The sequence below is a fragment of the Richelia sinica FACHB-800 genome (genome assembly GCF_014698825.1).
In the GTDB taxonomy this organism is placed as follows: Bacteria; Cyanobacteriota; Cyanobacteriia; order Cyanobacteriales; family Nostocaceae; genus FACHB-800.
This window is the reverse complement of the sequence record NZ_JACJTT010000024.1, coordinates 36,643-62,956: the sequence shown is the minus strand read 5'-3', so window position 1 is coordinate 62,956 and position 26,314 is coordinate 36,643. Positions and strand designations below refer to the sequence as shown.

The 26,314-nt window shown below is 38.1% G+C and carries 26 protein-coding genes; 16 read left to right on the top strand and 10 right to left on the bottom strand.

Annotated features, from left to right (window positions below):
- Nucleotides 1–76: 76 nt before the first annotated feature.
- The 7 genes from H6G73_RS16315 to H6G73_RS16285 form a co-directional block, all read right to left on the bottom strand.
- Nucleotides 77–553, bottom strand: a complete 477-nt coding sequence (locus tag H6G73_RS16315; RefSeq protein ID WP_190606341.1) for a glycosyltransferase — start codon at nt 551–553, stop codon at nt 77–79.
- A gap of 79 nt (nt 554–632) precedes the next feature.
- Nucleotides 633–1,085: a PssD/Cps14F family polysaccharide biosynthesis glycosyltransferase gene (pssD, locus tag H6G73_RS16310; RefSeq protein ID WP_190606339.1), complete on the bottom strand. Its 453-nt coding sequence runs from the start codon at nt 1,083–1,085 to the stop codon at nt 633–635.
- Nucleotides 1,086–1,149: 64 nt separating this feature from the next.
- Entirely contained in the window at nt 1,150–2,172 is a 1,023-nt protein-coding gene (locus H6G73_RS16305; protein ID WP_190606337.1) for a glycosyltransferase family 2 protein, read from the bottom strand.
- 58 nt (nt 2,173–2,230) lie between these two features.
- The gene (locus tag H6G73_RS16300) at nt 2,231–3,166 is read right to left on the bottom strand and encodes a glycosyltransferase family 2 protein (protein ID WP_190606335.1); all 936 of its coding nucleotides are present in this window, start codon (nt 3,164–3,166) and stop codon (nt 2,231–2,233) included.
- The gene (locus tag H6G73_RS16295) at nt 3,163–4,440 is read right to left on the bottom strand and encodes a lipopolysaccharide biosynthesis protein (protein ID WP_190606333.1); all 1,278 of its coding nucleotides are present in this window, start codon (nt 4,438–4,440) and stop codon (nt 3,163–3,165) included. Before H6G73_RS16295 ends, H6G73_RS16300 begins: the two co-directional genes overlap by 4 nt.
- Complete coding sequence (locus tag H6G73_RS16290) at nt 4,437–5,435, bottom strand: glycosyltransferase family 4 protein (RefSeq protein ID WP_190606331.1); 999 nt, start codon at nt 5,433–5,435, stop codon at nt 4,437–4,439. The genes H6G73_RS16295 and H6G73_RS16290 overlap by 4 nt, the downstream gene beginning before the upstream one ends.
- Nucleotides 5,436–5,495: 60 nt before the next feature.
- Complete coding sequence (locus H6G73_RS16285) at nt 5,496–6,554, bottom strand: polysaccharide pyruvyl transferase family protein (RefSeq protein ID WP_190606329.1); 1,059 nt, start codon at nt 6,552–6,554, stop codon at nt 5,496–5,498.
- A 767-nt stretch (nt 6,555–7,321) separates the two neighbouring features.
- Here H6G73_RS16285 and H6G73_RS16280 point away from each other — a divergent pair.
- From H6G73_RS16280 to H6G73_RS16255, 6 genes are all read left to right on the top strand, one after another.
- On the top strand, nt 7,322–8,350 hold the full coding sequence (locus H6G73_RS16280) for a polysaccharide biosynthesis/export family protein (RefSeq protein WP_190606327.1): 1,029 nt from the start codon (nt 7,322–7,324) through the stop codon (nt 8,348–8,350).
- Nucleotides 8,347–9,744 carry a GumC family protein gene (locus H6G73_RS16275; RefSeq protein ID WP_190606325.1) on the top strand — a complete coding sequence of 466 codons (1,398 nt, stop codon included), beginning with the start codon at nt 8,347–8,349 and terminating at the stop codon, nt 9,742–9,744. Before H6G73_RS16280 ends, H6G73_RS16275 begins: the two co-directional genes overlap by 4 nt.
- A 27-nt stretch (nt 9,745–9,771) precedes the next feature.
- The gene (locus H6G73_RS16270) at nt 9,772–11,052 is read left to right on the top strand and encodes an O-antigen ligase domain-containing protein (protein WP_190606323.1); all 1,281 of its coding nucleotides are present in this window, start codon (nt 9,772–9,774) and stop codon (nt 11,050–11,052) included.
- Between the two features lie 278 nt (nt 11,053–11,330).
- Nucleotides 11,331–11,894, top strand: a complete 564-nt coding sequence (locus H6G73_RS16265) for a hypothetical protein (RefSeq protein WP_190606321.1) — start codon at nt 11,331–11,333, stop codon at nt 11,892–11,894.
- A 37-nt stretch (nt 11,895–11,931) separates the two neighbouring features.
- Complete coding sequence (locus tag H6G73_RS16260; protein WP_190606319.1) at nt 11,932–12,354, top strand: hypothetical protein; 423 nt, start codon at nt 11,932–11,934, stop codon at nt 12,352–12,354.
- A 44-nt stretch (nt 12,355–12,398) separates the two neighbouring features.
- The gene (locus H6G73_RS16255) at nt 12,399–13,193 is read left to right on the top strand and encodes a phospholipase D-like domain-containing protein (protein WP_190606317.1); all 795 of its coding nucleotides are present in this window, start codon (nt 12,399–12,401) and stop codon (nt 13,191–13,193) included.
- Nucleotides 13,194–13,406: 213 nt separating this feature from the next.
- Here the strand turns inward: H6G73_RS16255 and H6G73_RS16250 are convergent, their stop codons facing one another.
- The gene (locus tag H6G73_RS16250) at nt 13,407–14,225 is read right to left on the bottom strand and encodes a hypothetical protein (RefSeq protein ID WP_190606315.1); all 819 of its coding nucleotides are present in this window, start codon (nt 14,223–14,225) and stop codon (nt 13,407–13,409) included.
- A 340-nt stretch (nt 14,226–14,565) separates the two neighbouring features.
- Here H6G73_RS16250 and H6G73_RS16245 point away from each other — a divergent pair, with 340 nt between their 5' ends.
- Complete coding sequence (locus H6G73_RS16245) at nt 14,566–15,156, top strand: gamma-glutamylcyclotransferase (protein ID WP_190606313.1); 591 nt, start codon at nt 14,566–14,568, stop codon at nt 15,154–15,156.
- A gap of 8 nt (nt 15,157–15,164) precedes the next feature.
- Here the strand turns inward: H6G73_RS16245 and H6G73_RS16240 are convergent, their stop codons facing one another.
- The gene (locus H6G73_RS16240; protein WP_190606311.1) at nt 15,165–15,530 is read right to left on the bottom strand and encodes a Lin0512 family protein; all 366 of its coding nucleotides are present in this window, start codon (nt 15,528–15,530) and stop codon (nt 15,165–15,167) included.
- Between the two features lie 126 nt (nt 15,531–15,656).
- Here H6G73_RS16240 and H6G73_RS16235 point away from each other — a divergent pair, with 126 nt between their 5' ends.
- The 9 genes from H6G73_RS16235 to hypB all read left to right on the top strand — a co-directional run bounded on the left by H6G73_RS16235 (nt 15,657) and on the right by hypB (nt 24,970).
- Nucleotides 15,657–17,168, top strand: coding sequence for a phenylacetate--CoA ligase family protein (locus H6G73_RS16235; RefSeq protein WP_190606309.1), 1,512 nt, complete (start codon nt 15,657–15,659; stop codon nt 17,166–17,168).
- A 126-nt stretch (nt 17,169–17,294) separates the two neighbouring features.
- A complete protein-coding gene (locus H6G73_RS16230) occupies nt 17,295–18,461 on the top strand; it encodes a hypothetical protein (protein ID WP_199317751.1) in 1,167 nt (388 codons plus the stop codon).
- A 23-nt stretch (nt 18,462–18,484) separates the two neighbouring features.
- Complete coding sequence (gene hypF / locus H6G73_RS16225) at nt 18,485–20,869, top strand: carbamoyltransferase HypF (protein WP_190606307.1); 2,385 nt, start codon at nt 18,485–18,487, stop codon at nt 20,867–20,869.
- Nucleotides 20,870–20,872: 3 nt separating this feature from the next.
- Nucleotides 20,873–21,124: a HypC/HybG/HupF family hydrogenase formation chaperone gene (locus H6G73_RS16220; RefSeq protein ID WP_190606306.1), complete on the top strand. Its 252-nt coding sequence runs from the start codon at nt 20,873–20,875 to the stop codon at nt 21,122–21,124.
- A gap of 49 nt (nt 21,125–21,173) precedes the next feature.
- Complete coding sequence (hypD, locus tag H6G73_RS16215; protein ID WP_190606304.1) at nt 21,174–22,325, top strand: hydrogenase formation protein HypD; 1,152 nt, start codon at nt 21,174–21,176, stop codon at nt 22,323–22,325.
- Between the two features lie 23 nt (nt 22,326–22,348).
- The gene (locus tag H6G73_RS16210) at nt 22,349–22,564 is read left to right on the top strand and encodes a tautomerase family protein (protein WP_190606301.1); all 216 of its coding nucleotides are present in this window, start codon (nt 22,349–22,351) and stop codon (nt 22,562–22,564) included.
- Between the two features lie 64 nt (nt 22,565–22,628).
- Nucleotides 22,629–23,723, top strand: coding sequence for a hydrogenase expression/formation protein HypE (gene hypE / locus H6G73_RS16205; RefSeq protein ID WP_190606299.1), 1,095 nt, complete (start codon nt 22,629–22,631; stop codon nt 23,721–23,723).
- A gap of 48 nt (nt 23,724–23,771) precedes the next feature.
- Entirely contained in the window at nt 23,772–24,113 is a 342-nt protein-coding gene (gene hypA, locus H6G73_RS16200; RefSeq protein ID WP_190606281.1) for a hydrogenase maturation nickel metallochaperone HypA, read from the top strand.
- Complete coding sequence (gene hypB, locus H6G73_RS16195; protein ID WP_190606279.1) at nt 24,104–24,970, top strand: hydrogenase nickel incorporation protein HypB; 867 nt, start codon at nt 24,104–24,106, stop codon at nt 24,968–24,970. Before hypA ends, hypB begins: the two co-directional genes overlap by 10 nt.
- A gap of 378 nt (nt 24,971–25,348) precedes the next feature.
- Here hypB and H6G73_RS16190 read toward each other — a convergent pair whose 3' ends face one another.
- On the bottom strand, nt 25,349–26,161 hold the full coding sequence (locus tag H6G73_RS16190; RefSeq protein WP_190606277.1) for a SnoaL-like polyketide cyclase: 813 nt from the start codon (nt 26,159–26,161) through the stop codon (nt 25,349–25,351).
- Between the last annotated feature and the right edge of the window lie 153 nt (nt 26,162–26,314).

The following is a 26,314-nucleotide window of genomic DNA, read 5'->3' as shown; positions in this document are numbered from 1 at the left end:
GTAATGTAAGGATTGAAAGGGTCAAGTCAAGGAAATAGAAAATATATGAGTAGGATTTTTTACTATCCGATATTGCTTATTGCCCAAAACGAGATTGTAAACTTTGGCAAATAGCGATCGCACTAGCATGGGAAACATCAGCTACGGAAACCTTTCTAGGAGACTCTATAAACCGCACCAAATCCCCCGGACACCAAGCTATAGGCACATTAATTTGTGATAGTGCTAAACCCAGTTCTACTTGATGATCATCAACATGTTCTTTAAATTGTTGACTGCGAGAAACCAAAATGTAAGGCTTATTCAAAGCATCCAACAACAATAAAGTTCCTTCACCACAATGAGCAATCACAATTCGCGCTTGTTGAATTAAATCTTGAAATTTTTCTTCCTTGAGAAAACGGTACACTTTAGCACCAGCAGGTAAAATTGTGGAGTTACCATACTGGACTACCACTTCTTCTTTAATTAAGTCTGTTTGTAACAATACTTCAATCCATTGCATCAAGCGATTAAAAGGATATTGTTCTGTACCAACTGTGACTAAAATCATAATTTTGACAGGGATTGAGGGGGCAAATAATGTGCAATATTTTTTCTATTTTTTGAGCAATTGTTCATTCCCAATAACTTTATAACTCTTGAGGAAGTACAAGTTCAGCTTGAGGATAACGGGCTTGTAATTGCGGCCATTGTACGTATAGAATGCTCAAGAAAGGCAAAGTCAATTTAGCTGAGAGGCTTAAAGTATTAATCCGCGTAATTGATTCAATAAATATAGTTTTTTTGCCGAATAATTTACCCAGAATCAAAAAAGGTACAGCTACACCCGCACCAGTGGAAATAATTACATCTGGTCGATTTTTTCTAATTACCTGCCAAGCTAACAGTAAATTTCTGCAAAAATTAGGGAAATTACGATTGGTCGGACTATAAGCCCAAAACACCTTTTCTTCAGTTAATTCTGCTTCTGTAGTTGCAGTGCGAAAAGTCACCCAAAGGCGCTCTTGGTTTTCCCAAAAAGGATGTAATTGTTGTAGAGCTTTAAAGTGACCACCGGAAGAACAAACTAATAAAAATTTCATAGATTTACCTTGATTTGCTAATTTGGGTGTAAAAAATTAGATATTTTTAGATTGTGAGCTTTTCCTAACTAATTTGTTCCTTTTGAATTCGTTTTTGCTGATTTGAGCCAGTAATTTGCATGATTACTTTCTCCAACCATTGGTAGGTTGATTTGGGTAATAACCATAATAGATAGGCAGCAATTATAGAAATGAAAGTGCGTCTAGGTTCCTCCAATAGCATCTGCCAATGTAACCTTAAAGATTGATTGATTAAATCAACAGCTATGGCATTTGCTCGTTCTCTTGTGGCTCTTCTTGATAAATATCGCAATTGATAAGCTCTGGCTTTATCACCCCATTTTTCAATAAACTCAGGCTGATAAGCTTGAGTTTTAATGAGAACTTGTTCCCAAGATTCATATTGTTTGAAAATATTAGCCGATAACCCACTACGATTTAAACGATAGAGTGTTAGTGCTTCAGGAATACCTTCTATTTGCCAATTAGTTGTCAGTGCAATCCGCAACCAACATTCAATATCTTCAGATTGACGAAATCGATCATCAAAGTAAAAATCTTCGATTTCTCCATACAAATTCGCTTCAAATTTAATTGCATCTAAAACCTCCCTACGAATTACTACTGAAGAACCATTACTAATAGGATTACGGCAAAACAAATATCCGGGAGTAATATTGATCAGCTTAGGCATTTGATAAATACCCAAAGGTGTACCTTGCTCATCAATAAAACGAGAACGGGAAAAACTTAATCCTACTTGTGGTGAATGTTGTAAATGGTGTAGATGTTTTTCTAGCTTTTCTGGCAACCATAAATCATCGCTATCAACAAAAGCTATAAACTCTCCTTGAGCATGACGAATACCAGTATTTCTAGCTCCAGCCAAACCGCGATTTTGTTGATGAACAATTTTAATACGCTCATCTTTAAATCGTTGACAAATTTCTATACTTTTATCAGTTGAACCATCATCAACAATAATAATCTCTAAATCTCGGTAGGTCTGAGCGATAACAGATGCTAGGGTTTCTGCTACGGATTTTTCAGAGTTGTAAACAGGGATAACTACGGATATTTTTGGCATAAAATTAATAGATGGAAGGTGAAAATTAGTTTATTTAATCATTGATGTTCTTAGGTTTTTATATAAATAGAATTTTCTCCATTAATAAATCCCCAAACACAGCCATTAAGGTTAATACAGTCCGATGTGGTTGGTGAAATAATAAACGCCAATCAGAAGCCAAAGCACGAGTCATAAAATCTACCCCTACTTCCGCAGGTAAATGCAATCTAAATGCCCTTCTAGCTAAATAGCGCAAATGCAAAGCTTGAGCTAAAGCAAAATGATCTTCAACTAATTGAGGAGCATAAATTTTCGCTTTTTGTACTAGTTGATTCCACCCATCTTCCATCCGATATAAATGGGAAGATAACCCACCTGAACTAGTCCGATAGCGAGTCAAAACTTGATTTATTCCCTCAATTTCCCACAGTCCAGTACAAATTACCCGCAACAACCATTCCAGGTCTTCGGAATAACTCATATCAGGAGCAAAACCCCCTACTTGAGCAAATACTTCTCGACGTACTACCCAATTAGAAGTAGTGGTAGTAGGATTTTCAGATAGTAAATGTTCTGGTTTTAAATGATGGAGACGGGAACTAGAAACCTGTCCAGTGGGTTCACCTGCTTGATTGAGAATTTCTACTTGAGAAAAACTGACTCCTAAGTGGGGGTGAAATTGAAAGTGCTTGAGATGTTGTTGAAGTTTATCAGGAAGCCATTGATCATCTGCATCGAGAAAAGCAATAAATTGACCTTTGCTCTTTTCAACTCCTAAATTACGAGCTTGAGAAACTCCTTGATTGAACTGATTAATTAACTGAATACAAGGATTTTTTTCTTGATATTTTTTGACTACTTCTACAGTATCATCTGTAGAACCATCATTGATAATTAATAATTCCCAATTTGAGTAAGTTTGTTGTTGAATAGAATTGATGGTTGCTGGTAAAAATCGAGCAGCATTGTAAGCAGGAATAATGACTGTGACTAGGGGAGAAATATTGGTCATGGGTTAATCTCCTGCAATAATTGGGTTAATTTTTGCCGAGTTGCCCAGATGGTATACAAGGGTTGTAACGTTAAATGTGTAACTGTCACAGCTACCGCAGCACCCAAGATGCCCCAATGTGTCCCTACACCAATAGCGGAGGCTAAACATACGGTAAACAAGATGTTCCAGCGTAATTCAATTTGTGGTTGACCAAAAGCCCTAAACATTAAAGAAGCAGCATCAGCGAATGGTCGAGATAAAGCTGAACAACAAATGACAATTAAGATAGAAACTGCTCCTTTTTCTACCCATTTATGACCAAATACCAGAGGCACATAAAAGGGAGCTAAACTGGATTGTAAGATGACGAAAGGTACAATGATAAAAGCGATTTTGCGAATACTTTGTAAATAGCGTTGGATAAATATTTCTGGTTGATGATTGAGGTTACACAGGTCAGAAAATAGGGAAACTCTGATGGCGTTAATGATACTCAAACTAATTCCTAAACCAGCATTAAAGGCAAAATAATAAACTCCCAAGGCTTGCACACCTACAAACCGACCAATTAACAGATAGTCAACATTTTCTCTAAAGATTGTCAGTAACTCTACACCCAGAATTCGACTAGCAAAGGATGTAATCTTTTGCCATTTATCCAAGGTGAAAGATTTGGTCATTCGCCAAGAATGATATTTAAAAGTTAAAATAATCCAAATTGGTGCTACTAATAACTTTGGTAAAACAATTGCCCACATACCCATTCCTGACAGTGCCAAGATAGCTGTCAGGACATTATCTGTAGAAACTTGAACGGAACTAATGAGGGCGAGAATATTTAAACGATTTTCTCTTCTAATTAAAGCTGTTTGTACCATTGCCAAAGGATAAATGAGGTAAGTAATGGCAATGAGACAGATAGGCAGAATGAGATGGGAGTTGTTGTAGAATTTAGCGATCGCTAGTGATGCCAAACATTGAATTGTGAATAAGACCAATGCTATTAACCAGTTCAAGCCATAGGCAGTCCGGCATAGTTCCTCTACATCTCCTTCTTCTGCTTGCACGATTTTGTCAGCGATACCGTTGCGGGTGAAGACACGAATAAATTCATAGGTCATCAACACTATGGCAGCTAAACCATAATCTTCTGGACTAAGAAACCGTGCAAGAATCACTGTCGTCACCAGACGAAAGACTCTAATGACTAATTCCGATGCACCCATCCAGCCAATATTGCGGATAAAGCGGTCGGTTTTGAAAGCTGCTAAGGTTTGCCCAATGGCTTTCATATCATCTCCTCCAGCAACCTTTCCCAGTTAGTCAGGTAATTTTGCCAAGAATTGATGGCTGAAGCTTTTCCCTGTTGACCCTGACGTTCTAATTCCACCGCAGGTAAATCAATGAGTTGCTGAATTGCTTTCGCTAATGCCACTGAGTTGTCTGGGGGAATCAGTAGACCAAAATCTTGAATTTGTTCACTCAAGCCATCTACTGCTGAGGCGATAATCGGTTTACCAGCTGCCCTAGCTTCTAAACAGACGTTACCCCAAGGTTCCCAACGGGAAGGAATCACCACCGCATCACACTGACTCAAAAAACCAGGCACATCATCAATGCGTCCCACAAATTTAATGTGGGGACAACCAGCAGCTAGTTGCTTTAATTTGCTTTCGTCGTTGCCTCCACCACCAATTTGTAATTCCACTTGGTCAGGAGACAGTTGTTTGACCGCATGAATGAGAACATCAAAGCCTTTTTGCAGAGAAAATCTACCATAGGCACCTAATACCAAGGGTTGGTGGGACAATCTGGGTTTGGCAGGGGTATTGAAGAAGGGGTAAATTGAGCGGGAGAAGGGAATAACAGAAATTTTTGCCGCTGTGGTTAATTTGTTTTTCAGCATCCAATGGCGTTGGGCCTGGGAAACAGTAACGATGCGATCGCCCATTCCATATGCCAGCTTCAACATGGTATGAAACCGAGTCGCTGAAGGCACATTAAAGGCTTCAAATCCTGCACAGTAGTGATGTTCATTAATAATCAATTTGCCCCGACGATGCAGCTTCCACAGTGGCATTAACCCCCGCCAAGAGGAAGCCGCATGAACTATCATCACATCTGGCTGTTGTTGGGATATCACACTATCTGCTGCTGATAAAGGTGCAGTGATAAACTCAAATTTTTCTGCCAGCCAGGACATTTCTAGACTTTTTAATGTGGCTTTAATGCCACCAGTCCAGCCCATGCCTTGACCACCTAAAAAATGGCAAATTTTGGGTTTCATAGAGTTGGATTTTTTGAACTGTTCAATAGGAGTTCTGCCTATATCTATGTGCATCAACATTTAACGACTGACTCGGCTATAACATTGTTGAAAATCCTGTTTGACCCGTTGACGAATAGCTTCATGGTCAAAAGTAGCTGTAGCGGTGGCAGCGATCGCATCTACATGGGTGTCTGGGTGAAATTCTTCGAGGCTACAACCGGGAATTTCTAGGCGTTTCGTTAAATCTCTGCCCTTATTTGAGTAGTACAAGTTAAAGGGGACGCGACCACTAGCCAAGGCTAATACGGAAGTGTGATATCTAATGGCCACAATCAAACGAGAAATCGCCAATGCACCCATGACCAATTGCCAACTCGGTAGTGGATGAGGCAAAGTAAAGGGATTAAAAATTTTCAGTTGCGGTACTTGTTTGACAATTTCCTCTGCCATCAGCAAATCGTTATCAGCACCGTAGGCTTGGGACTGAATCAGCAATACAGGTTGATATCCCTGGTGGTGGAATTGCTGACTTACGGATACAAGTTGCTGTAGAAATTGCTGATTGTCATGGGGGTACATGGAGTCAAATGTCCGCAGAGAAATCAAAGCTGCTAATTCTGGTTGGACATCCAGGGCTTGGAATAGTTGTTGTGCTAGGTCTTTAGCTTCCTCACTCACCGCTAAAGCAAATGCGGCATCAAAGGACAAAATTGCTGGTACACCAGCTTGGGTGAGTCGGTGATGACTTTCACTATCTCGCACGCAAACCGCTGCCAATTGACGCAAACATAAGGTCAAGGCACGAAAACTGATACCATGGCATGAGCGAGGGATAGACTGACCAAACACAAAGGTATGTTTGGGCGATCGCCTTAACTGAAGCAAATTGCGAATGAAAGCTTTGGTAATCAAACCTTCACGGGCATTATTAAAAATGTCCCCACCGACACTAATGTAGGCATCGCAATGACCCAGGTGCGGCAAAATTTGCAGACCAGGAATATAGTTCGGTACAGCATCTGGAAATTGAGCCACAACCCTAGCATCCCCGGCTAAAGCAGTTAAGGCACTATAGATAGCTGCATCCCCAATATTAAGAGTTGAATAAGTGTTTACCAGACCAATAGTGAGTCCCATAAATGGAGATTCTCAGAGTTAATTGATTTGGTAGATGCCCGATAGAAATCTGTTAGGTTCAGCAACCATGCTACCCAACAACAGCTGTGATGATTTGGCTGTCCTGATATTATCCCTTTTCAGGATGTGAAATTTACCCCACAGATAAATCCAGGAGTTGTGACTATCCAAGAATTATGGTTCATCCAATTTCGGATTTTGGATGTTGAATGGACCCCTTAGATAAATCCAGGAGTTTGTAGATTCCAAGAATTATTAATTAACCCAGACGGAAATAAATAGGGATTTAAAATCCAGCTAAATGGCTTTCCCCCTGAAAAGCCACTGGGTTGTTTTCATCGCTGATTGCCTTGTGATTAGTAGATGTTCAGCACTTCCTAAGATAGCAAACAGCGTTACTGAGGAGAGATGCGTTCTTTTAAAAACCCTGTATTATTTTTATATCTCTAATGGAACTAAATTGTCAAACAAAATTTGTATATTTTTTTTGATTAATTCCCTCAGGCTATAAGTCTTGAATTTCACTATTTTCCCGGATTACTATCATTAATTATTAGCGGTAATTACGTAATTACACCCCTCCGAACTAGCTGGACAGTTAGTTAAATTGGTAGAAAGCGTATTCTCCATCTCAACGAATACAGTAAAATAAATTTTAATTTCTAGGTTTAATTGCGACTTACTTTTTTCCCTAGCAATATTACTAATGATTAATGTCTAAATTTGCACGAATTTCCGCAGTAGCTACTTAGGGGTTGTTTCCGGCAATGCTGAAACATTTAATATTTAATACCATCGTTGCAACCTTAGCTTTGACCACACCTGCGTGGGCATTACCCCTATCTCCAGGCGATCGCGTCAAGATAAGTATCCCGGAGGGAGAAGAGTTCAGTGGAATTTTTGAAGTGAACGTAGAAGGCAATTTAGAAATTCCCTATCTCAAACCCTTGCCTGTAGTGGGCTTAGAACCAGAGCAAGTAGAGGAGAATCTCACCACAGCTTTGATTGATGGCGCTTTTTTTCAACCTTCCTTCCTCCGCGTCAATTTGCTAGTAGTGCAGTGGTCTACCATAGAAGTATTTGTGAGTGGGTCTACCTTTTTACCAGGCAGAGTAGTGATTAATGAACTGTCTCCCGGAGAAAAAACCCAACCACCCGTACCCGTAGCTGGACAATATCCCCCCAACCGTTTCTTGACAGCCGCTGTCCGTGATGCTGGTGGAGTCAAACCCACAGCGGATCTCAAAAACGTTCAACTGATCCGCGATGGTCAAGCCCGTACAGTGGATTTATCTGGTGTATTAACAGGCGAACCCTTTGCAGATATACCGTTAATTGCAGGCGATCGCATTATCGTCCCCGATTCTGGGAAAATGCAAAATGACCTGGTGCGTCCTTCCCAAATTACCCCCACAGGTGTGAAAGTATTTCTTTCTAACCTCACCGTACCAGCCACAGGTAATGCAGTGTCTGGTATTGGTCGTGATGCCACATCCTTCCCCTATGGCTCTCGCTTTTCCCATGCAGTCACAGCCGCCAACTGTGCAGGGGGTACTAGAGGTACTAACGCTGAACGCAGAGCCATCCTCGTCACCACCGAACAGTTAACAGGCAAAACTAAATATTTGCAACGTCCAATCAACGACATACTCGTCAATTCCACCAATGATGCCAACAACCCTTTTCTTCAGGCTAACGATATTGTCGCCTGTTATGACTCCAAGGTTGTGGAATTTCGGGACATCCTCAACACGATCTTAAATCCTCTTTCCATCATTCGAGATTTGTTCAGATGACACAGCCGCTATTCATGTTCAAGATGGGAAATTTGGGAAATTGGCTCAAAGGCCGTTGGCTGCGCTATCTCATTCTCAGTGCCTTGGGTAACACGTTGATTTGGGGTTCATCCCTGCAATATTTGAAAGTTACTAAACCAGTCTATACGAGCGAATTTGCTCTCATCCTGACGGGCGCTAGTTTTGGTGTAAACGTCAACTTACCTGGTATTGGTCAGGCCACATCTTCCAGCGGTTCTGCCTTAGGTAGTTCAACTTATGACCCTAGAGCCAACTATGAATATATTTTTACTAGTGAACCCATTGTAGAAGCAGCAGCAGCGATCGCCAAAATGCCTGTCAAGGAATTTAGCAAGCCGCGAATTAAACTGTTAGACAATACCACTATCATGAAGTTTGAAGTCACCGGTAAAAGTCCAGAAGATGCACGCAAGAAATCCCTGGCCCTATATCAAGCCATGGTCAATCAAATCAATTCCTTAAGAGCCGGAGAAATTAATCAACGCAAAAGCCCCACGGAAAAAATCCTCCTTTCTGCCCAACGCAAACTAGAACAGGCACAAAAACGCCTCTCCGATTATAAAATGCGTTCTGGTCTAAGCTATCCAGAACAATTGGGTAACTTGTCTTCCAACATCGAGCAGTTACGCAGACAAAGAGCAGAAGCTCAAGCCCAAGCACAGTTAACCAATAGCCGACTTCAACAACTCATCAATAACTTGGGACTTTCTCCCCAAGAAGCCGCAGATGCCTTTCTACTCCATGCCGACCAAATATTTCAACAAAACCTCAAAGATTACAGTGCATCCAGTGCCAAGTTGGAAATTCTCATCACTAAATTTGGTGTTAACCATCCCCAAGTTATTAGAGAAAAAATACAGCAGGAATCAGCCTTAACTGCTCTCCTACAAAAAAGTAAATCACTGTTAAATAAACCTCTGACCATAGAAACCTTAAATCGTTTAGCTTTAGCTGTAAATGGTTCAGGCAGAGATGCCTTATTTCAAAGTTTAGTGTCTTACCAATCAGACCTAGAAGGATACAAAGCTCAAATTACCGCATTAGATTTAGAGATAAAGCGTCTAGAGCAACGTCTAGAACTACTCTCACAACAGCAAAGCAAATTGGAAAACCTGAAACGTGATGAACAAATTGCCGAAGCCTTGTTTGCATCTACACTCACCAAATTAGATTTAGGACAAGGAGATATTTTTGCTGCCTATCCTTTAGTCCAAATGTTAGTCGAACCAAGTTTAGCCGAACAACCCACAGCACCCAAAAAAGGCTTTGTTTTAGCGGGAGCAGCAGCAGGTTCTGTATTTTCCACCTTGGGCCTGTGCTTGCTATGGATTCGTAAACCTTGGATAGACAAACTAGCTAAATGGCTGTCTTGATAAATCCAGAATTGGCAAAGGAAATTGATGTTCAAGCAAACCAAAGCCGATGATATTCAACCAGAGAATGTACCAGAAAAAGTGGTGTGGTGGGCGATAACTAATACCTATTTCATCTGGGTTTTTGGTGGGTTATACGTTGTTGGTTCGATCCTCTGTTGGATACTGCTCATCTTTCTCTGCATTAAAATCTTGGCTCAAACCCAAGACACACCAGAGTCAGAAAAAATCTCCATCTCTTGGCCTCTTTGGATTTGGGTCATTGGGATGATAGCGATGGAAGTAGCCTTAATCGCCGGGCACCTAGACTACAATTTACCCACAGGCTTGATTATCAAATCCTCCATTGGCTGGGCGAAAGGTTGGGCGGCACTAGCTCTCTATCCCTTAGGTGGGTGCTTAAAAATTCGCCCACAAATAGTTTATCGAGCCGCTTGTATTGTCGGCTTTCATACCCTCATCATCACTCCTTTTTTACTCTTAACTCCCGTCCTACATCTGCCCCAAATACTCTATGTATCCCCACTCAAAGCCGTAGGAGGGCCTGGTAATGAGTTTTTTGATGTACCTCTCTACGAAATTGATGGTAGTACCGGTGACTTACGGTGGCGACTATTTACTCCTTGGGGGCCAGCATTAGGTTTTGTTGGTAATGTTTACTTTATGCTGGCCTTGCAAGAGAAAGACAAAAAATGGCGCACCTTTGGCTTAATAGGTGCTATATTAATGTGTTTTGTGTGCAAGTCCCGTCTCGCTCAAGTATGTATCGTCATCATTCCCCTACTTACCAACGTTCTATCGGGATTGAATAGACCAAAAATATTGATTGGACTAGGGTTTGTTAGTTATCTTGGTGGTATTTTCTCCCCCTCTATTATTCTGGCCTTAAATAACTTTTGGGAAGGCTTCAAAGCTGCGAGAGCCGGTTCAACAAGAGTCAGAATGGCATTAAAACGAATTGCTGTTTATCGTTGGCAAGCCGAAGCTCCCATTTGGGGCCATGGAGTAGTTGAAGATGGGCCCCATATCGTTGAACATATGCCCATTGGCTCACACCATACCTGGGCTGGTGTACTGTTTGTCAAAGGAATAGTTGGGTTTATTGCTTTAGCCATCCCTATGGCTACAAGTTTTGGCTATTTATTAATTAAATCCATGGATAGCAAATGTCCAGCGGCTAAAGTGGGCTTGAGTGTAGTAATGATTTTATTTCTCTATACATTTGGAGAGAATTTAGAGATATTGGTGTATTTATATTGGCCTGGATTATTAGTTATGGGGATTGGTTGTCAAGAAAAACAAAATTAATATTAGGATGTGTATTTTCTCAATTCCATTGCAGCTATTTAATCTGCTTTATATTCATCGGTGCTTATTAAAATTTATAATACTTTTTGCCCTTATTTTTATTTGATTTATTATCAACAAATTAAATTTGTTTAATAGTTTATAATATTGAACAGGAGTAATAACACAATGTCAAATCTAGATAACAAGGATAATTAACTAAGGATTGTTATGTGTTGCAATATAAAATTTTATTGTTAAATATGGCATAGCTAAATTTTTGACAAATAGGAAAAATAATGGAAACAGTTACAGCTACTTTTTCAATTCCTGACTGGCTCGAAGATGGTTTGATAAATAATACATACGAACGTTATGGAGGTGTTATTCGTAATTCAAGAACAAAGTCCATAGTTGCTATGTTGCGTGAAACAATACCTGATATTCCTGAAACTGGTAAAATACTCTCTCAATTTGGTTCAGTTGCCAGTATTTTGAATTTAGCTGTTTCGAGTATAGGATTTACTATAGTAATTCACAAATTAGATAAAATTGAAAATCAGCTAAACATTTTACAAAAAGATATTCAGGATGCGAATCATAAATTAGATTTATCTGTTTATTCTAATTTTCGTGCATCCCTTGATTTAGCTCGTTATGCTTTTACAATCAAAAAATCTGAAACTCGTGATAATCAAGTAAATTTAGCTATTAAAGGATTTTTAGACGCTAAACATAGTTATGCAGATTATTTTGAGAGATCATTAGAACCAAATATTCAAGTTGCTGATGAATATCTTAAATCATTATTTTTAAGTTATGTAGCTATAGCGCGTTGCTATTTGGAATTTAGAAGCAATTGATACTGCGCTGCTTTGTTTACAAGAAAGTGCTGATTTTATGAATGATAAAGTTAGTAGATATGCTTATAATATGTTGCGGTTTCTGGAAGAGGAAGAACGAAATTTTCTGTACAAAAAATACTTAAATTTGTTTCCTCCATCAATTATTACCCCTCCTCCTGTTAGCATTAACATGATTGATGTTGCTAAAGTGATATTACCATTTATACCTTTCGTACCGTTACTAGGAAGTGTAGATAAAAGCTATCAACAAGAAAGTAAAAATAATTTTCCTCAAGCACTGGAAAAAATTGAGATAATAATTGAAACTAATAACCGCTTTGAATGCTACAAGACAGAAATGAAAGCAATATCACAAATCGGAATTAGCTTTCATGAATGGCTACAGTTAAAACCGTCTACAGAAACAAAACCTATAGATACAAACATAATGTATATTATTATTTCTCAGATTTTATAATCAGGATTATTTAAAAATACTTATCAAAAAAATAGGTAAAAACAATGAAACTTTCAGAATATACAATAAATCAACTTAAAACAATAGTATCTGGTGATCACCAATTAAAATTAACAAAGCCTAAAACTGGTAAAGATTTAGTGTATTTTTTTAACTCGTTTGGGGAAAGAGATGTTTATGATACTATTTTCAATGATAAATTCTATTCTAGACAAAAATTTATTGTTGATAAATTTAAACAATTAAACGGTACAAAAACCATAAAAAATATTCTTGAAAAGATTGTCAATGATAATGATGATAAAGAAAAAATTGCCAATATAATCAATGAAATTATCAAAAATGATAATTATTATTTAGACGAAACCGATGGTATTTATAGTGTAATAAGCCAAGATTCTTATGATGAAGAGATAGAAATAGAAGTTTCTTTTGAAGAGAATCAAGGAAAAATAATTAAAGCCATAAATCAGGCTAAATTCTTGATATGGGTTGCTGTCGCTTGGTTTACAGATGAGGTTTTGTTTAACAAATTAATAGATAAGCAAGCACAAGGAATTAATGTTCAAGTAATTATTAGCGATGATAATATTAATAATAATTTGAAATTTGAAGAGAATTTTGAAACTTATAGAATTCCTAAAAGTGGTAAGTTTGATAACATAATGCATCATAAGTTTTGTGTAATTGATTTGTGTACTGTGATCAATGGCTCTTACAATTGGACAAAAAAAGCTCAATTCAATCATGAAAACCTTAATATAATTTCTAATAGAACCTCAGTTGAAAAGTACGCGCATGAATTTATTAATTTGAAAAAATCAATAAAAAATAAATAAATTAAGATTCAGTTGTCGCGCAGCACAACATACCTTGAATTATTGACGGTGCGTTAGCCTATGGCATAACTCACCCTACACAAAGTTTATATTTTCTCACAGTAATAATCTTTGTATTTGTGGTGTCTCTGGGAGATGCTTGGCAATCTGGTCTAGTTTCTAAATTTATTTCCCTCTCTATTTAAATTATTTAATTTTTTAAATAATTTAAATTCATTGAAAACCTCCTAAGTTTAACAAAATTTGAGCGAATGGAGATTTTTCACAGTTAGTAAATCCTACTGTCAAATAACTTCTTTTAAATTCCTTAAATCCAGGTTGATTATTAAGAATAATATAAGGTTCAATAAATATTTTATAATTTCCACCATATACAATATGACTGAGTTCATAACTGAGGTTAACTTCGCAACCATAAGGAATAAAGCAACTTATAAGTATATAAATTTTTTCTTTTTCATTTTTTAACATAATCAACTCAGAAAAATTATGATAATTTGCTCTTACATAATCATCATAATTTCCAGAGGCTATTAAAAAAATAGGACGTTGATTTGCAATAGCTTTATTTATTAAACTTATCTTACTTGCACTTGTATTAATGGCTAATTCTTCCCCATCTTCCGCATCAAAATGTGAACAATATCCTGCTGTTGCGACTTGATGAGTTTGAACATAAACTCCTCCAAGGGATAATTTATGCTGAGTATTGACAGCTTTTTTGTTGAGTTGTGGCTGATAATAATTAATAGCTTGCTTTTCTAATCTCCTGAGATTTTCTGTAAGGTTGTAAATTCTATCTAATAAATCTTCGGTCACAACTCGATAATGTATAACAGCATTTGCAATTTCAGCAAATTCTGATTGACGATGATGATTTATGTGACGATTTCTCAAATTATGAGAAAATCCTATATACGAAACAGGATAATCACCATTGCCAACATAATAAATACCTGGTTTTGCTGGTAAATCCTTACGTTGATGATATGGCAAGAATGGCATTTCTTTATAATTGAGATTTAATTGCATAACGTTAATTTTCGATTTTGACAGAGTACAATATATGACTTTATATAATTAGCGATTGTAGTAACTGATAAATTCTCTAAATAACCAACCAAAACTCTATATTTGCTATTGTGATAACCAGATATTTTTGCCCTTTATTATCATAGGCAATTTCATAAATGCTGATGATTATAAATAAAGACAATGTTTTAAATTTATATAATGAAAAGAAACCCAGATTTAATCAAAGGAAAAATTGGCTATTTTCATTATTTATGAAAATAGATTGATAAACTTAGATTTGTATTTTCAAAAATCAGGTGCTATATTTGGCTATCATCGTCAATCAGTCCAGGGATAGATGACTAATCAAAGTGGACAACCTCACCATCGATGGGTAGAACCTAATTCTGCCAAGTCAGACTGGAAACAGCAACAACTGCTACAAAACGAACCAATGTTTTATTATTTTGCCTATGGTTCGTGTATGTGTCCAGTAGATTTAAAGCGATCGCTTGGCGAGAATACACACCATTATGTCATTGGCACTGGTATACTGCGTGGATATCGCTTAGGATTTTATCTCTATTCCCCCAACCGCAAATGTGGGGTTTTAGATGTAGTGACAGATGCCAAACACAGCGTTAAAGGAGTTCTTTATCAGCTACCTTATCGACTCAGTGAATATTTAGACCAACGGGAAGGAGTGTCCCAAGGTTTATATCGACACGAATTAGTGAATATTCATTGTCGAGACAAGATTTATCAAAACGTCCGCACCTATGTAGTCGTCAACAAATTAACAGAAGAAATTGCACCCAATGATTGGTATTTTAATGTCGTCATGAGGGGTGCAGTTACTTGCGGGCTACCAGAAGAATATTGCTGGTCTTTGTTTCATCACATGCATCACTTACAGCAACGTCAGCAAACCAGGAGACTTTCAGCTTAGAGATAGAGTTATTCAGTTTCTACTAAAACTGTCACTGCTGCCACCGCTATCAACATTTCGTCATTTTTATCGTTGAGAGAGGGAATTGCTAACCCATCTACCACCATTCCCCCTGTTTCTACGGTGAGGGTTTTCTGACCAAAGGGCAGTACAGCTAATACTTCCTCTTCTCTGACTTGTTCAGGATAGGGTACTGCGACCTTCACCTCTACAATCATTTCATTGGGGTCTTTTAAGCCTGCTACTTCCATAATACCGAGTAAAGCATTGTGAGCGATCGCATTTCTCACAGCCCTAGCAGCTGCTACAGTCGGTTCCTGTCCATGCTGGTCTACACCCATTCCCATTTCGATAATAAAGCGTTTTAGTGCCATAGGTTTAATTTTGTTAATTCTGCACCTTTTACTCTATCGTTCTCTGGAGTTACCAGTGATAATTTTTGTACAAATCTAGGTTGCAGAAATCTAGGTTGCAGAAATTAAACCAAAAGCTATATTTTTATGAATCAGCAACCACAAACCCAAAGAGCAATTACAGAATTTCACAATTTTTTATTGACTCCTTTAGAAAATAAATTAACCCAGCATCTTGATATTTCCAGTACAACAGCAGTTATCAACTTATTCCAAGATGTCGCCAATACAGTCCCAGCTTACAAAGCTTTTTTAGCACAAGCAAATATACAGCCCCAGACAATCCAAACCTTTGCAGATTTTCAAAAATTACCACCGATTAATAAAGAAAATTATATTTCCCAGTATCCATTAACTAGTTTATGTCGCCATGGGCAATTAGAAAACTGTGATATGATTGCGGCTTCATCTGGTTCTACTGGTAAACCCACATTTTGGCCACGTTTTTTCACCGACGAATTACAAATAGCTACAAGATTTGAACAAATTTTTCATGATAGTTTTGATGCCAAAAATCACCGCACATTAGCTGTAGTCTGTTTCACATTAGGAACCTGGGTCGGTGGCATGTTTACCACTAACTGCTGTCGTTATTTAGCCAGCAAAGGTTATCCCCTCACCGTCATTACTCCTGGTAATAATAAAGAAGAGATATTGCGAGTAGTTCAAGAATTAGGTGCATACTTTGAGCAAGTCGTTTTATTAGGATATCCACCTTTTCTGAAAGACGTAATCGATACAGGCATTAGTCGTGGTGTGCGATGGCATCAATATCACATTAAATTAGTCATGGCAGGAGAAGTTTTCAGCGAAGAATGGCGAAACTTAGTAGCTGAAAGAATAGGTTCACAAAATCCTTGTTATGATTTTGCTTCCATGTATGGAACAGCGGATGCAGGTGTATTAGGTAATGAAACACCTTTAAGTATTTGCATTCGTCGTTTTTTAGCCGAGAATCCTGAAGCAGCTAAGGCATTATTTGGAGAATCTCGCTTACCTACCCTAGTACAATATGACCCCTGTAGCCGCTTTTTTGAAGTAGAATCAGGAGCATTATTATTCTCTGGTAATAATGGCATTCCTTTAATCCGTTATAACATCTTAGATCATGGGGGTTTAATTACTTATGATCAGATGCTTCAATTTTTAGCACAATGGGGATTTAATCCTTTATCTCAATTAGAAGCAAACAGGGGTATTCATCAACTACCTTTTGTTTATGTATTTGGACGATCTAACTTTACAGTATCCTATTTTGGTGCCAATATTTACCCGGAAAATGTCACCGTTGGACTAGAACAACCAGTAATTAGAGAATGGGTGACAGGCAAATTTGTACTGCAAGTGGAAGAAGATACAGATAAAAATAGATTTTTATCTGTAGTAGTAGAGTTAGCCCCAGGCATCGAAGGTAATGAAGAAAAAACAAAAACTATCGCTGAGGCAATTCTCACTCAACTGCAACGTCTCAACAGTGAATTTGCTAATTATGTACCTCTAGAATATCAAATGCCAAAAATCACCTTAAAGTTAACAGGTGATACAGAATATTTCCCCATCGGTGTCAAACATCGATACACCAGAAAATCAACAAATTAGCAAAATATTGACATTTCCGACAAAAAGTCATCGAGGATACATATATATCCCACTGTATGACTTTCAATAATTAACAGCATCTCGCTACATTGATAAACCTCTAGTCAAATTAATTTATTATCTAACTTGCAACATAACATAACAGCTAATAATAGATTATTTCTCTCCTCTGAGGGTGCAGAAATAATCTTAGGTAACACTACAACACCGGAACAATTAGCTATACCTCTTGCCCCCAGTTCCTCCACCATGTTTGGCCCTCGTGGTGCTTATTTAATCTCACCAACTGGGCCCCTGTGGGTATCAGATACAGGACACCATCGGTTATTAGGATGGCGAAATTTACCCACAACAGATAATCAACCTGCGGACTGGGTGATAGGACAACCAGACTTTCATCATGAAGGACAAAATGCCAAAGGTACACCAGGAAAATCAACCCTCAGCGTTCCTACAGGTATTTGTAAATGTGGTCAAGGTTTAGCAGTTGCAGATGCTTGGAACCACCGCGTTTTAATTTGGCACAATATCCCAGAAGATAGCAATGTTCCCGCAGATTTAGTGTTAGGACAAGCTAATTTCATTGATAATGAACCTAACCGAGGAAGTCAGCAACCTGAGGCTAATACTTTCCATTGGCCCTATGGTATTTTTTATCATCAAGGTCAGTTGTTTGTAGCAGATACTGGAAATCGTCGGTTATTAATTTGGCATCAATTACCCACAGAAAACGGTCAACCTGCCGATATAGTTTTGGGTCAACCAGACATGACATCTCGTAATGAAAATGGTGGTGGTTCTCCCACTGCTGCTAGTATGCGTTGGTGTCATGATATTACTCTTTGGGATGGCAATTTAGTTGTTACCGATGCAGGTAATAACCGAGTGATGATTTGGTCAGGCATACCCACAGAAAACAATACCCCTTGTGCGGTTGTTTTAGGACAGAAAAATTTTCATTGTGTGGAATTAAATCAAGGAGTTTATTTTCCTAATGCTAGTAGTTTAAGTATGCCCTACGGCATAGATGTGGCTGGAGAATGGTTATTAGTTGCGGATACGGCTAATTCTCGTTTGTTAGGATGGAAACAGCCTGAATCGATTTTGTTATTACAGGGTGCAGATGCTGATGGTGTAGTTGGACAAGATAGCTTTACCAGTAAAAGTGAAAATCGTAATTTTGGGTTACCGACTAGACAAAGTTTAAATTGGTGTTATGGAATTAAGGTTTGTGATGATATTGCAGTCATAGCTGATTCGGGAAATAATCGGGTTTTGATTTGGAGGCTTTAGTTATCTCACGCAGAGGAGGAGAGATGTCTGTTGAAGAGATTAGAGTGCGTGGTACTGTACAAGGTGTGGGTTTTCGTCCTACAGTGTATCGTTTAGCGAAAAGTATAGGTTTGAAGGGTGATGTTTGTAATGATGGAGAAGGAGTTTTAATTCGGGTTGCGGGAAGCGAGGAAAAAATCACCGCATTTATCGAGAATTTAGATAGAGAATGTCCACCTTTAGCCAGAATTCAGGAATTAATTCGCACTCCTTATTTAGGGGAATTTAACTTTGATGATTTTGTAATTTCCCATAGTGTAAACAGTGCAGTTAAAACAGAAATTTCTGCTGATGCTGCTACTTGTCCCCAATGCCAAAAAGAAATTTTTGACCCCTTTAGTCGTTATTTTCGTTATCCCTTTACCAACTGCACCCACTGTGGCCCACGTCTCACCATTATTCGCGCTATTCCCTACGATAGAAACAACACCAGCATGGCCCAGTTTCCTATGTGTGGAGAATGTGAACAGGAATATCAAGATGTAGAAAATAGGCGTTTCCATGCCCAACCTGTAGCATGTCATGTTTGCGGCCCCCGTGCATGGTTAGAAAGGGCTGATGGTAAACCTGTTATCGCTGATATGTTCTCGATGTTGGATGATGTTGACGCTGTTTGTACCTTATTACAAAAAGGCCAAATTGTTGCTATTAAAGGTTTGGGAGGTATTCACTTAGCTTGTGATGCCACTCAAGAAACAGCAGTACAAAAATTACGAGAACGTAAACAACGCTATCATAAACCTTTTGCTTTAATGGCAAAAGATATTAATATCATTTCTGAATATTGTTATATTAACGACCAAGAGAAAAAATTATTAACTAGTCCGGCTGCACCCATAGTTTTATTAAAGCAAAAATTAGAAAACCAATTACCATCGTCAGTTGCACCAGGGCAAAATACTCTGGGCTTTATGCTGCCTTATACACCTCTCCATCATTTAATTCTCAGACGTATGAATCGCCCAATAGTATTAACTAGCGGCAACATCTCTGATGAACCACAATGTATAGATAATGAAGAAGCAAAACGTAAACTAGGAACAATAGCTGATTATTTTCTTTTTCATAATCGAGATATTGTTAACCGAGTAGATGATTCTGTGGTGCGGGTCATCGATGGTAAAATTCAAACCCTAAGAAGGGCTAGAGGATATGCCCCAGCACAAATTAAATTACCACCAGGATTTGAGCAAATACCACCAATTTTAGCAATGGGGAGCGAGTTAAAAAATACCTTTTGCTTGTTACGTGAAGGTGAAGCAATTCTTTCACAACATTTAGGAGATTTAGAAAACGCCGCAGCCTTTAATGCTTATCAAGATACCCTGAATTTATATTTAAACTTATTTGCCCATAAACCAGAAATCATTGCTATAGATAAACATCCAGAATACTTATCTGCCAAATTAGGTAAAGAACTAGCTACAGCTAATCAAATCCCTCTCCAACAAATTCAACATCATCATGCCCATGTCGCAGCTTGTATGGCAGAAAATCAAATACCTTTAGATTCATCACCGATTTTGGGCGTTGCTTTCGATGGTTTAGGTTATGGTGAAGATGGTACACTTTGGGGCGGAGAATTTTTACTTGCTGATTATCGGGAATTTAGACGCATAGCAACATTTAAACCTATACCGATGATAGGGGGAGAACAAGCAATTTATCAACCTTGGCGCAATACCTATGCCCAATTAATTACTGCGTTTGACTGGGAAGAATTAAAACAGCAATATCCTGATTTAGAAATTATCAAATTTCTCGAACAAAAACCACTAAAATTACTGAACCAAATCATCAACAAAGGTATTAACTCACCTTTAGCCTCATCAGTAGGTAGATTATTTGATGCAGTAGCAGCCGCCATAGGTATTTGTCGAGAACAATGCAGCTATGAAGGACAAGCCGCAATAGAAATGGAAGCCATAGCTGATAGGGAAATTTTAAACAATGATGAAGAAACTCTAAATTATCCCTTTAAATTTGAAAATTTCGATAATATCTATTATATAGACCCTAGCTCTATGTGGCTGGGGATACTAAACGACATACAGCAGCAAATTTCCAACTCAGAAATAGCCGCAAAATTTCACATTAGTTTAGCTATTTTAATCACTAAAATAGTGAAAGTTTTCTCCCAAGAATACAAATTTAATCAAGTAGCACTAACAGGAGGAGTATTTCAAAATTGTATTCTTATAGAACAAGTAAGTAAACGCTTACAACAAATTAATATCACTGTCCTAACTCATAGTATAGTACCTGCCAATGACGGTGGCTTATCACTAGGACAAGCCGTAATTACAGCAGCTAACAACTTAAAAAATAATATACATACTCCCCGTACTAATCTTAAAAAAGGAAAATAAAAAATGTGCTTAGGAATTCCCGGACAAATTGTTGAAATAACCAACCCCGAACATAAACTCGCAATGGTTAATATTGGAGGAGTCAAAAGACAAGTAAACATCGCTTGTATCGTTGACGAACAACACCCACCCGAAAAATGTATAGGAGACTGGGTACTTGTTCACGTCGGCTTTGCCATGAACCGCATCAACGAACAAGAAGCCGCCGAAACATTGCAACTTCTCCAAGAACTAGCAGCAGCCCAAACCATTTAAAACCCTTTCTTCCTTTGCGCCTTTGCGCCTTTGCGCGAAACAAAAATATATGAAATATGTAGACGAATTCCGTAACCCCCAACAAGCCCAAGCCCTACAAAAAGAAATAGAAAAACTCAGCCGCCAAATAGATAAACATCTCAAAATCATGGAAGTATGCGGCGGACATACTCATTCTATTTTTAAATACGGAATCGAAGAAATATTACCTGATAATATCGAATTAATCCACGGGCCTGGCTGTCCAGTGTGTGTTATGCCTAGAGGTAGAATAAATGATGCGATCGCCCTTTGCCAACACCCCAACATCATCTTCACCACATTTGGCGACGCGATGCGCGTACCCGGTTCCCAAACCAGCCTCTTACAGGCCAAAGCAAAAGGCGCAGATATCCGCATGGTGTACTCACCCCTCGATAGTCTGCAAATAGCCAAAGCCAACCCCCACAAAGAAATAGTCTTCTTCGGCTTAGGCTTTGAAACCACCGCCCCCAGTACCGCTTTTACTATCCTCCAAGCAGCCGCTGAAAACATCACTAACTTTAGTATGTTTTCCAACCACGTCTTAGTTATCCCTGCCCTCCAAGCACTCTTAGACAACCCCGACTTACAACTTGACGGTTTTGTTGGGCCTGGTCATGTCAGCATGGTTATAGGTACAGACCCTTACCAATTTATTGCCCAAGAATATCGTAAACCCATCGTTATTTCTGGCTTTGAACCATTAGATATTTTCCAATCAATTTGGATGTTGCTAAAACAAATAGTTAACAACCGTTGCCAAGTTGAAAATCAATATAACCGCTTAGTTGAACCAGCAGGAAATAAAAATGCACTAGCAGCTATGAATCAAGTTTTTGCAGTGCGGGAAAAATTTGAATGGCGTGGTTTAGGAGAAATACCCAATTCTGGTTTGAAAATTCGGGATGAATACGCCCAATTCGATGCCGAAGTTAAATTTACCATTCCTAACTTAAAAGTAGCAGACCATAAAGCTTGTCAATGTGGGGAAATTCTCAAAGGAGTATTAAAACCTTGGCAATGTAAAGTATTTGGCACAGCTTGTACTCCTGAAACACCCATTGGTACTTGTATGGTTTCTTCCGAAGGGGCTTGTGCTGCCTATTATAAATATGGGCGACTTTCTACTATGGACAAAAGAAATCAATCAGGTGTATTTCCACAACCTCTATCAGTCTAAATTACACAACTTGAGGAAATTATATGCCTTATGTAACAGTGCGAATTCCTAGAAACAACTCCATAGAAAAAAAGCGCAAAATAGTCAAAGCCATGACCGAAGCTTTAGTGTCTATTTTAGATACTAAATCTGAGTCAGTAATTATTAATTTTGAAGAAGTTGAACGAGAAGATTGGGCAGTTGGTGGAGTTTTACACTATGATAAAAACTCCAATAAGCAGGAAGATAGAAATAGATAAATAATTTGTAAGACAGGCATTTTGCTTGTCTGACATAAGAATATACTTATAAAACAATTTTAAAATGACTATTAACCCTCATCAAAATCCATTTTTTCAAAAAATCGAACAGGTTCGTCGTCGTCCGGCTAAAGTCCGTGATACTCATATCAATCTCGCCCATGGTAGTGGTGGTAAAGCCATGCGTGATTTAATTGATAATGTCTTTGTCACCAGCTTTGATAATCCCATTTTGTCCCAATTAGAAGACCAAGCCAGTTTTGATTTAGCCAGTTTTTCTCAATATGGAAATAGATTAGCTTTTACCACAGATTCTTATGTAGTAGACCCGTTATTTTTTCCAGGTTCAGACATAGGTGAATTAGCTGTTAATGGCACCATTAACGACTTAGCTGTAAGTGGTGCAAAGCCCTTGTATCTCACCTGTAGTGTCATCTTAGAAGAAGGTTTACCAGTGGCAACATTACGGCGTGTGGTCGCTAGTATGCAAGCCGCAGCCCAAAAAGCTGGAGTACAAATAGTCACAGGCGACACTAAAGTTGTTCATCGTGGCTGTGCTGATAAACTTTTTATTAACACTACTGGTATTGGTGTAATTCCTTCTGGTATTGATATTTCTCCTCGTCATATTCAAGTGGGAGATGTAGTAATTATTAATGGCGAAATTGGTAATCATGGTACAGCAATTTTAGTTGCTAGGGGAGAATTAGCATTAGAAACAGATATAGAAAGTGACTGTCAACCATTACATGATTTAGTAGCCTCTATTCTCAATGTTTGCCCAAATATTCATGCCATGCGAGATGCTACAAGAGGAGGTTTAGCCACAGTATTAAATGAATTTGCCCAGACCGCAAACTTAGGAATACGCCTCAATGAAAGCACCATTCCTGTACGAGAAGAAGTCCAAGGAACCTGTGAAATACTGGGCTTAGACCCCTTATATCTAGCTAACGAAGGCAAACTAGTCATAGTTGCACCCAAAGAAAAAGCCGACATGATTTTAGCAACCATGCAAACTCATCCAGCCGGAGAAAAAGCCGCTATCATCGGTGAAATTATCCCCACACCACCAGGCATAGTCCTATTAAAAACCACCTTCGGTGCAGAAAGAATAGTTGATATGCTAGTAGGCGACCAACTCCCAAGAATTTGTTAATCTCTCTGCGCCCTCTGCGCCTCTGCGTGAGATAAAATCAAAAAAATTATGCACGAACTCGGAATAACTCAAAACATCATCGCCATTGTCAGCGAACACGCCCAAGGCAAAAAAGTACAACGAGTCTTATTAGAAATTGGTAAACTTTCTGCCATTATGCCAGATGCAGTACGTTTTTGCTTTGACATATGTGCTAAAGGTACAATAGTAGAAGGTGCAATCTTAGAAATTTGGGAAATTCCGGGCATGGCCAGATGTCGTCAATGTGGTGCAACAATTCCTTTAGAAAAACCCTTTGGCATTTGTGAATGTGGTAGTGTGCAGTTAGATTTAATCACTGGTGAAGAACTGAAAATCAAGGAAATAGAAGTAGAGGAATTATGTGTGTAACCTGCGGTTGTTCCGATGATGGAGAAGCAAAAATAACAAATTTAGAAAATGGTGTAATTGAACATGACCACCATCACCATACTCACACTTTACCTGATGGCACTGTGATTACCCATTCTCATCATCATGAAAATCATAGCCATCATAGTCACGAAGAATCAGCACATATTCACGCCAATATTCATAACACAACTATATCTTTAGAACAGGATATTTTAGCTAGAAATAATTTATTAGCTGCCCAAAATCGGGGCTGGTTTAAAGGAAGAAATATCCTCGCTTTAAATTTAATGAGTTCTCCTGGTGCTGGTAAAACCACATTATTAACTCGCACCATTAATGATGTCAAAGACAAACTAACTATTAGCGTCATTGAAGGCGACCAAGAAACTACAAACGATGCGGAAAAAATAAAATCAACAGGCTGTAAAGTGGTGCAAATCAACACTGGTACAGGCTGTCATTTAGACGCATCTATGATTGATAGAGGTTTACAACAACTCAACCCACCACTAAATTCTGTGGTGATGATTGAAAATGTCGGTAATTTAGTTTGTCCAGCTTTATTTGATTTAGGAGAACAGGCAAAGGTAGTAATTCTTTCAGTGACAGAGGGGGAAGATAAACCAATTAAATATCCTCACATGTTCCGCGCTAGCGAGATCATGATTATTACCAAAGTTGATTTATTACCCTATGTGCAGTTTGATGTCCAACGCTGCATTGAATACGCGCAACAGGTAAACCCCAAAATGCAAATTTTTCAAGTTTCTGCTACTACTGGTGCAGGGTTGGATGAATGGTATAGCTGGTTAAATCAAAAGGTGAATGTTTCAGCTAATTTGATTTCTGTATAAATCAGTAGGTTGGGTTAAGCGACAGGGCAAACCAAGAAAAACATTTATAATGTTGGGTTTCACTTTGTTCAACCCAACCTACAATATTTCTGTTTCTAAGCCCACACCTTGTTTTTTAAAATTTATTTTGATTATAGCGACTAGGATATTAAATAGATATCTCGAATGATAAAATGTAAGTTATTTTAAATAGTTGTAAATACCCTAATCAATGATTGGGCTTATTTCCTGTTGTCATATCTATCTATATACAATATCAAATCCTAACTTATTAATGCCAAAAAATAATGCCAATTAAACAATAGTTAATAAATAGCACAAATATAAATGAATAATTTATTGGTATGTATTTGTGCTATCTATCAAATCTTGAGTCAATTATCTAACTAAAGCAGCAAAAGGACAACGACTAGCTGCAAGATTAGGTGTAACTGCTTCCTCTTTTTTCCCCCATAGTTTCTTGATAAAACCTAACAATGTTTGTTGGAGAAAAGTCGGTGATTGCACAGTTCTATTAGACGCAGCTGGGGATGATGTACCTAATTTACCAGCAGATGTTAGTTGTTCGAGGAATTTATTATTGTCATAATAATGTTCCAAAGTGAGAATTTTTAGGTCATCTGTAACAGTAACAATACTTAACCCCACTACCTCAATCATTTGACCTGTCGGAGCATAATCTTTATATGCACCTTTAAAATAACCCCAATGCCGCCATTTAAAAGTGATTACTGGTGGTGGAGAATAGACATCGATTACTTCCCACAAAAACCCTTCAGGAAATGCTGTATGGAAGAGATTAGTTGAGGTTTCAAAATTCTCTTCAGTAGCCTTATAATATTGAGTATTACCAATCAACAATTTATAAGTTCCTGAATTGACTAATTCTGGTAGTGTGTAGCCATGTCCGCCATTTGTACTCATGCGAAATTTATCTTGAACCACAGTTAGCCACTGGGCGGGGTTACTTTTAAAGTTCGCTTCAATATCAAAATTACGGACTAAATTCTGCACAAGTCCGGGCAGCGAATTTTGGGGATGATTGTACTGACTTTCCTGGGCTAACTTTTGATTGGAACGAGTGTAATCTGGCTTCTCACCATAGCGCCATTGAACGTTATTGCTATATTTGAGCACTGTGTCTCGATGTTGTACCCAAAGAGGAAGATTATCAATGTTAATAGAACTCATAAATACCTCTGACGAACTTTTTTCGTCACAATCAAGTTCATAATGATGGTTCTATTATTTAGATTAATAATGCTTCTTCAAAAAATCTGTATCCAACTAAGATGTATATTTCTGTTTTATTTGTTTTGAGGTTAACCAGAAATTTTAAATATT

Coding starts and splice junctions, on each gene's coding strand:
- hypA (WP_190606281.1), top strand. CDS start 23,772: ATGCACGAACTCGGAATAACTCAAAACATCATCGCCATTGTCAGCGAA.
- H6G73_RS16235 (WP_190606309.1), top strand. CDS start 15,657: ATGAATCAGCAACCACAAACCCAAAGAGCAATTACAGAATTTCACAAT.
- H6G73_RS16305 (WP_190606337.1), bottom strand. CDS start 2,172: ATGCCAAAAATATCCGTAGTTATCCCTGTTTACAACTCTGAAAAATCC.
- hypD (WP_190606304.1), top strand. CDS start 21,174: ATGAAATATGTAGACGAATTCCGTAACCCCCAACAAGCCCAAGCCCTA.
- H6G73_RS16210 (WP_190606301.1), top strand. CDS start 22,349: ATGCCTTATGTAACAGTGCGAATTCCTAGAAACAACTCCATAGAAAAA.
- hypE (WP_190606299.1), top strand. CDS start 22,629: ATGACTATTAACCCTCATCAAAATCCATTTTTTCAAAAAATCGAACAG.
- H6G73_RS16255 (WP_190606317.1), top strand. CDS start 12,399: ATGAAACTTTCAGAATATACAATAAATCAACTTAAAACAATAGTATCT.
- hypF (WP_190606307.1), top strand. CDS start 18,485: ATGTCTGTTGAAGAGATTAGAGTGCGTGGTACTGTACAAGGTGTGGGT.
- H6G73_RS16245 (WP_190606313.1), top strand. CDS start 14,566: ATGACTAATCAAAGTGGACAACCTCACCATCGATGGGTAGAACCTAAT.
- H6G73_RS16270 (WP_190606323.1), top strand. CDS start 9,772: ATGTTCAAGCAAACCAAAGCCGATGATATTCAACCAGAGAATGTACCA.
- H6G73_RS16280 (WP_190606327.1), top strand. CDS start 7,322: ATGCTGAAACATTTAATATTTAATACCATCGTTGCAACCTTAGCTTTG.
- H6G73_RS16240 (WP_190606311.1), bottom strand. CDS start 15,530: ATGGCACTAAAACGCTTTATTATCGAAATGGGAATGGGTGTAGACCAG.
- H6G73_RS16265 (WP_190606321.1), top strand. CDS start 11,331: ATGGAAACAGTTACAGCTACTTTTTCAATTCCTGACTGGCTCGAAGAT.
- H6G73_RS16190 (WP_190606277.1), bottom strand. CDS start 26,161: ATGAGTTCTATTAACATTGATAATCTTCCTCTTTGGGTACAACATCGA.
- H6G73_RS16250 (WP_190606315.1), bottom strand. CDS start 14,225: ATGCAATTAAATCTCAATTATAAAGAAATGCCATTCTTGCCATATCAT.
- H6G73_RS16315 (WP_190606341.1), bottom strand. CDS start 553: ATGATTTTAGTCACAGTTGGTACAGAACAATATCCTTTTAATCGCTTG.
- H6G73_RS16290 (WP_190606331.1), bottom strand. CDS start 5,435: ATGAAACCCAAAATTTGCCATTTTTTAGGTGGTCAAGGCATGGGCTGG.
- H6G73_RS16300 (WP_190606335.1), bottom strand. CDS start 3,166: ATGACCAATATTTCTCCCCTAGTCACAGTCATTATTCCTGCTTACAAT.
- pssD (WP_190606339.1), bottom strand. CDS start 1,085: ATGAAATTTTTATTAGTTTGTTCTTCCGGTGGTCACTTTAAAGCTCTA.
- H6G73_RS16260 (WP_190606319.1), top strand. CDS start 11,932: ATGAATGATAAAGTTAGTAGATATGCTTATAATATGTTGCGGTTTCTG.
- H6G73_RS16220 (WP_190606306.1), top strand. CDS start 20,873: ATGTGCTTAGGAATTCCCGGACAAATTGTTGAAATAACCAACCCCGAA.
- H6G73_RS16285 (WP_190606329.1), bottom strand. CDS start 6,554: ATGGGACTCACTATTGGTCTGGTAAACACTTATTCAACTCTTAATATT.
- H6G73_RS16275 (WP_190606325.1), top strand. CDS start 8,347: ATGACACAGCCGCTATTCATGTTCAAGATGGGAAATTTGGGAAATTGG.
- hypB (WP_190606279.1), top strand. CDS start 24,104: ATGTGTGTAACCTGCGGTTGTTCCGATGATGGAGAAGCAAAAATAACA.
- H6G73_RS16295 (WP_190606333.1), bottom strand. CDS start 4,440: ATGAAAGCCATTGGGCAAACCTTAGCAGCTTTCAAAACCGACCGCTTT.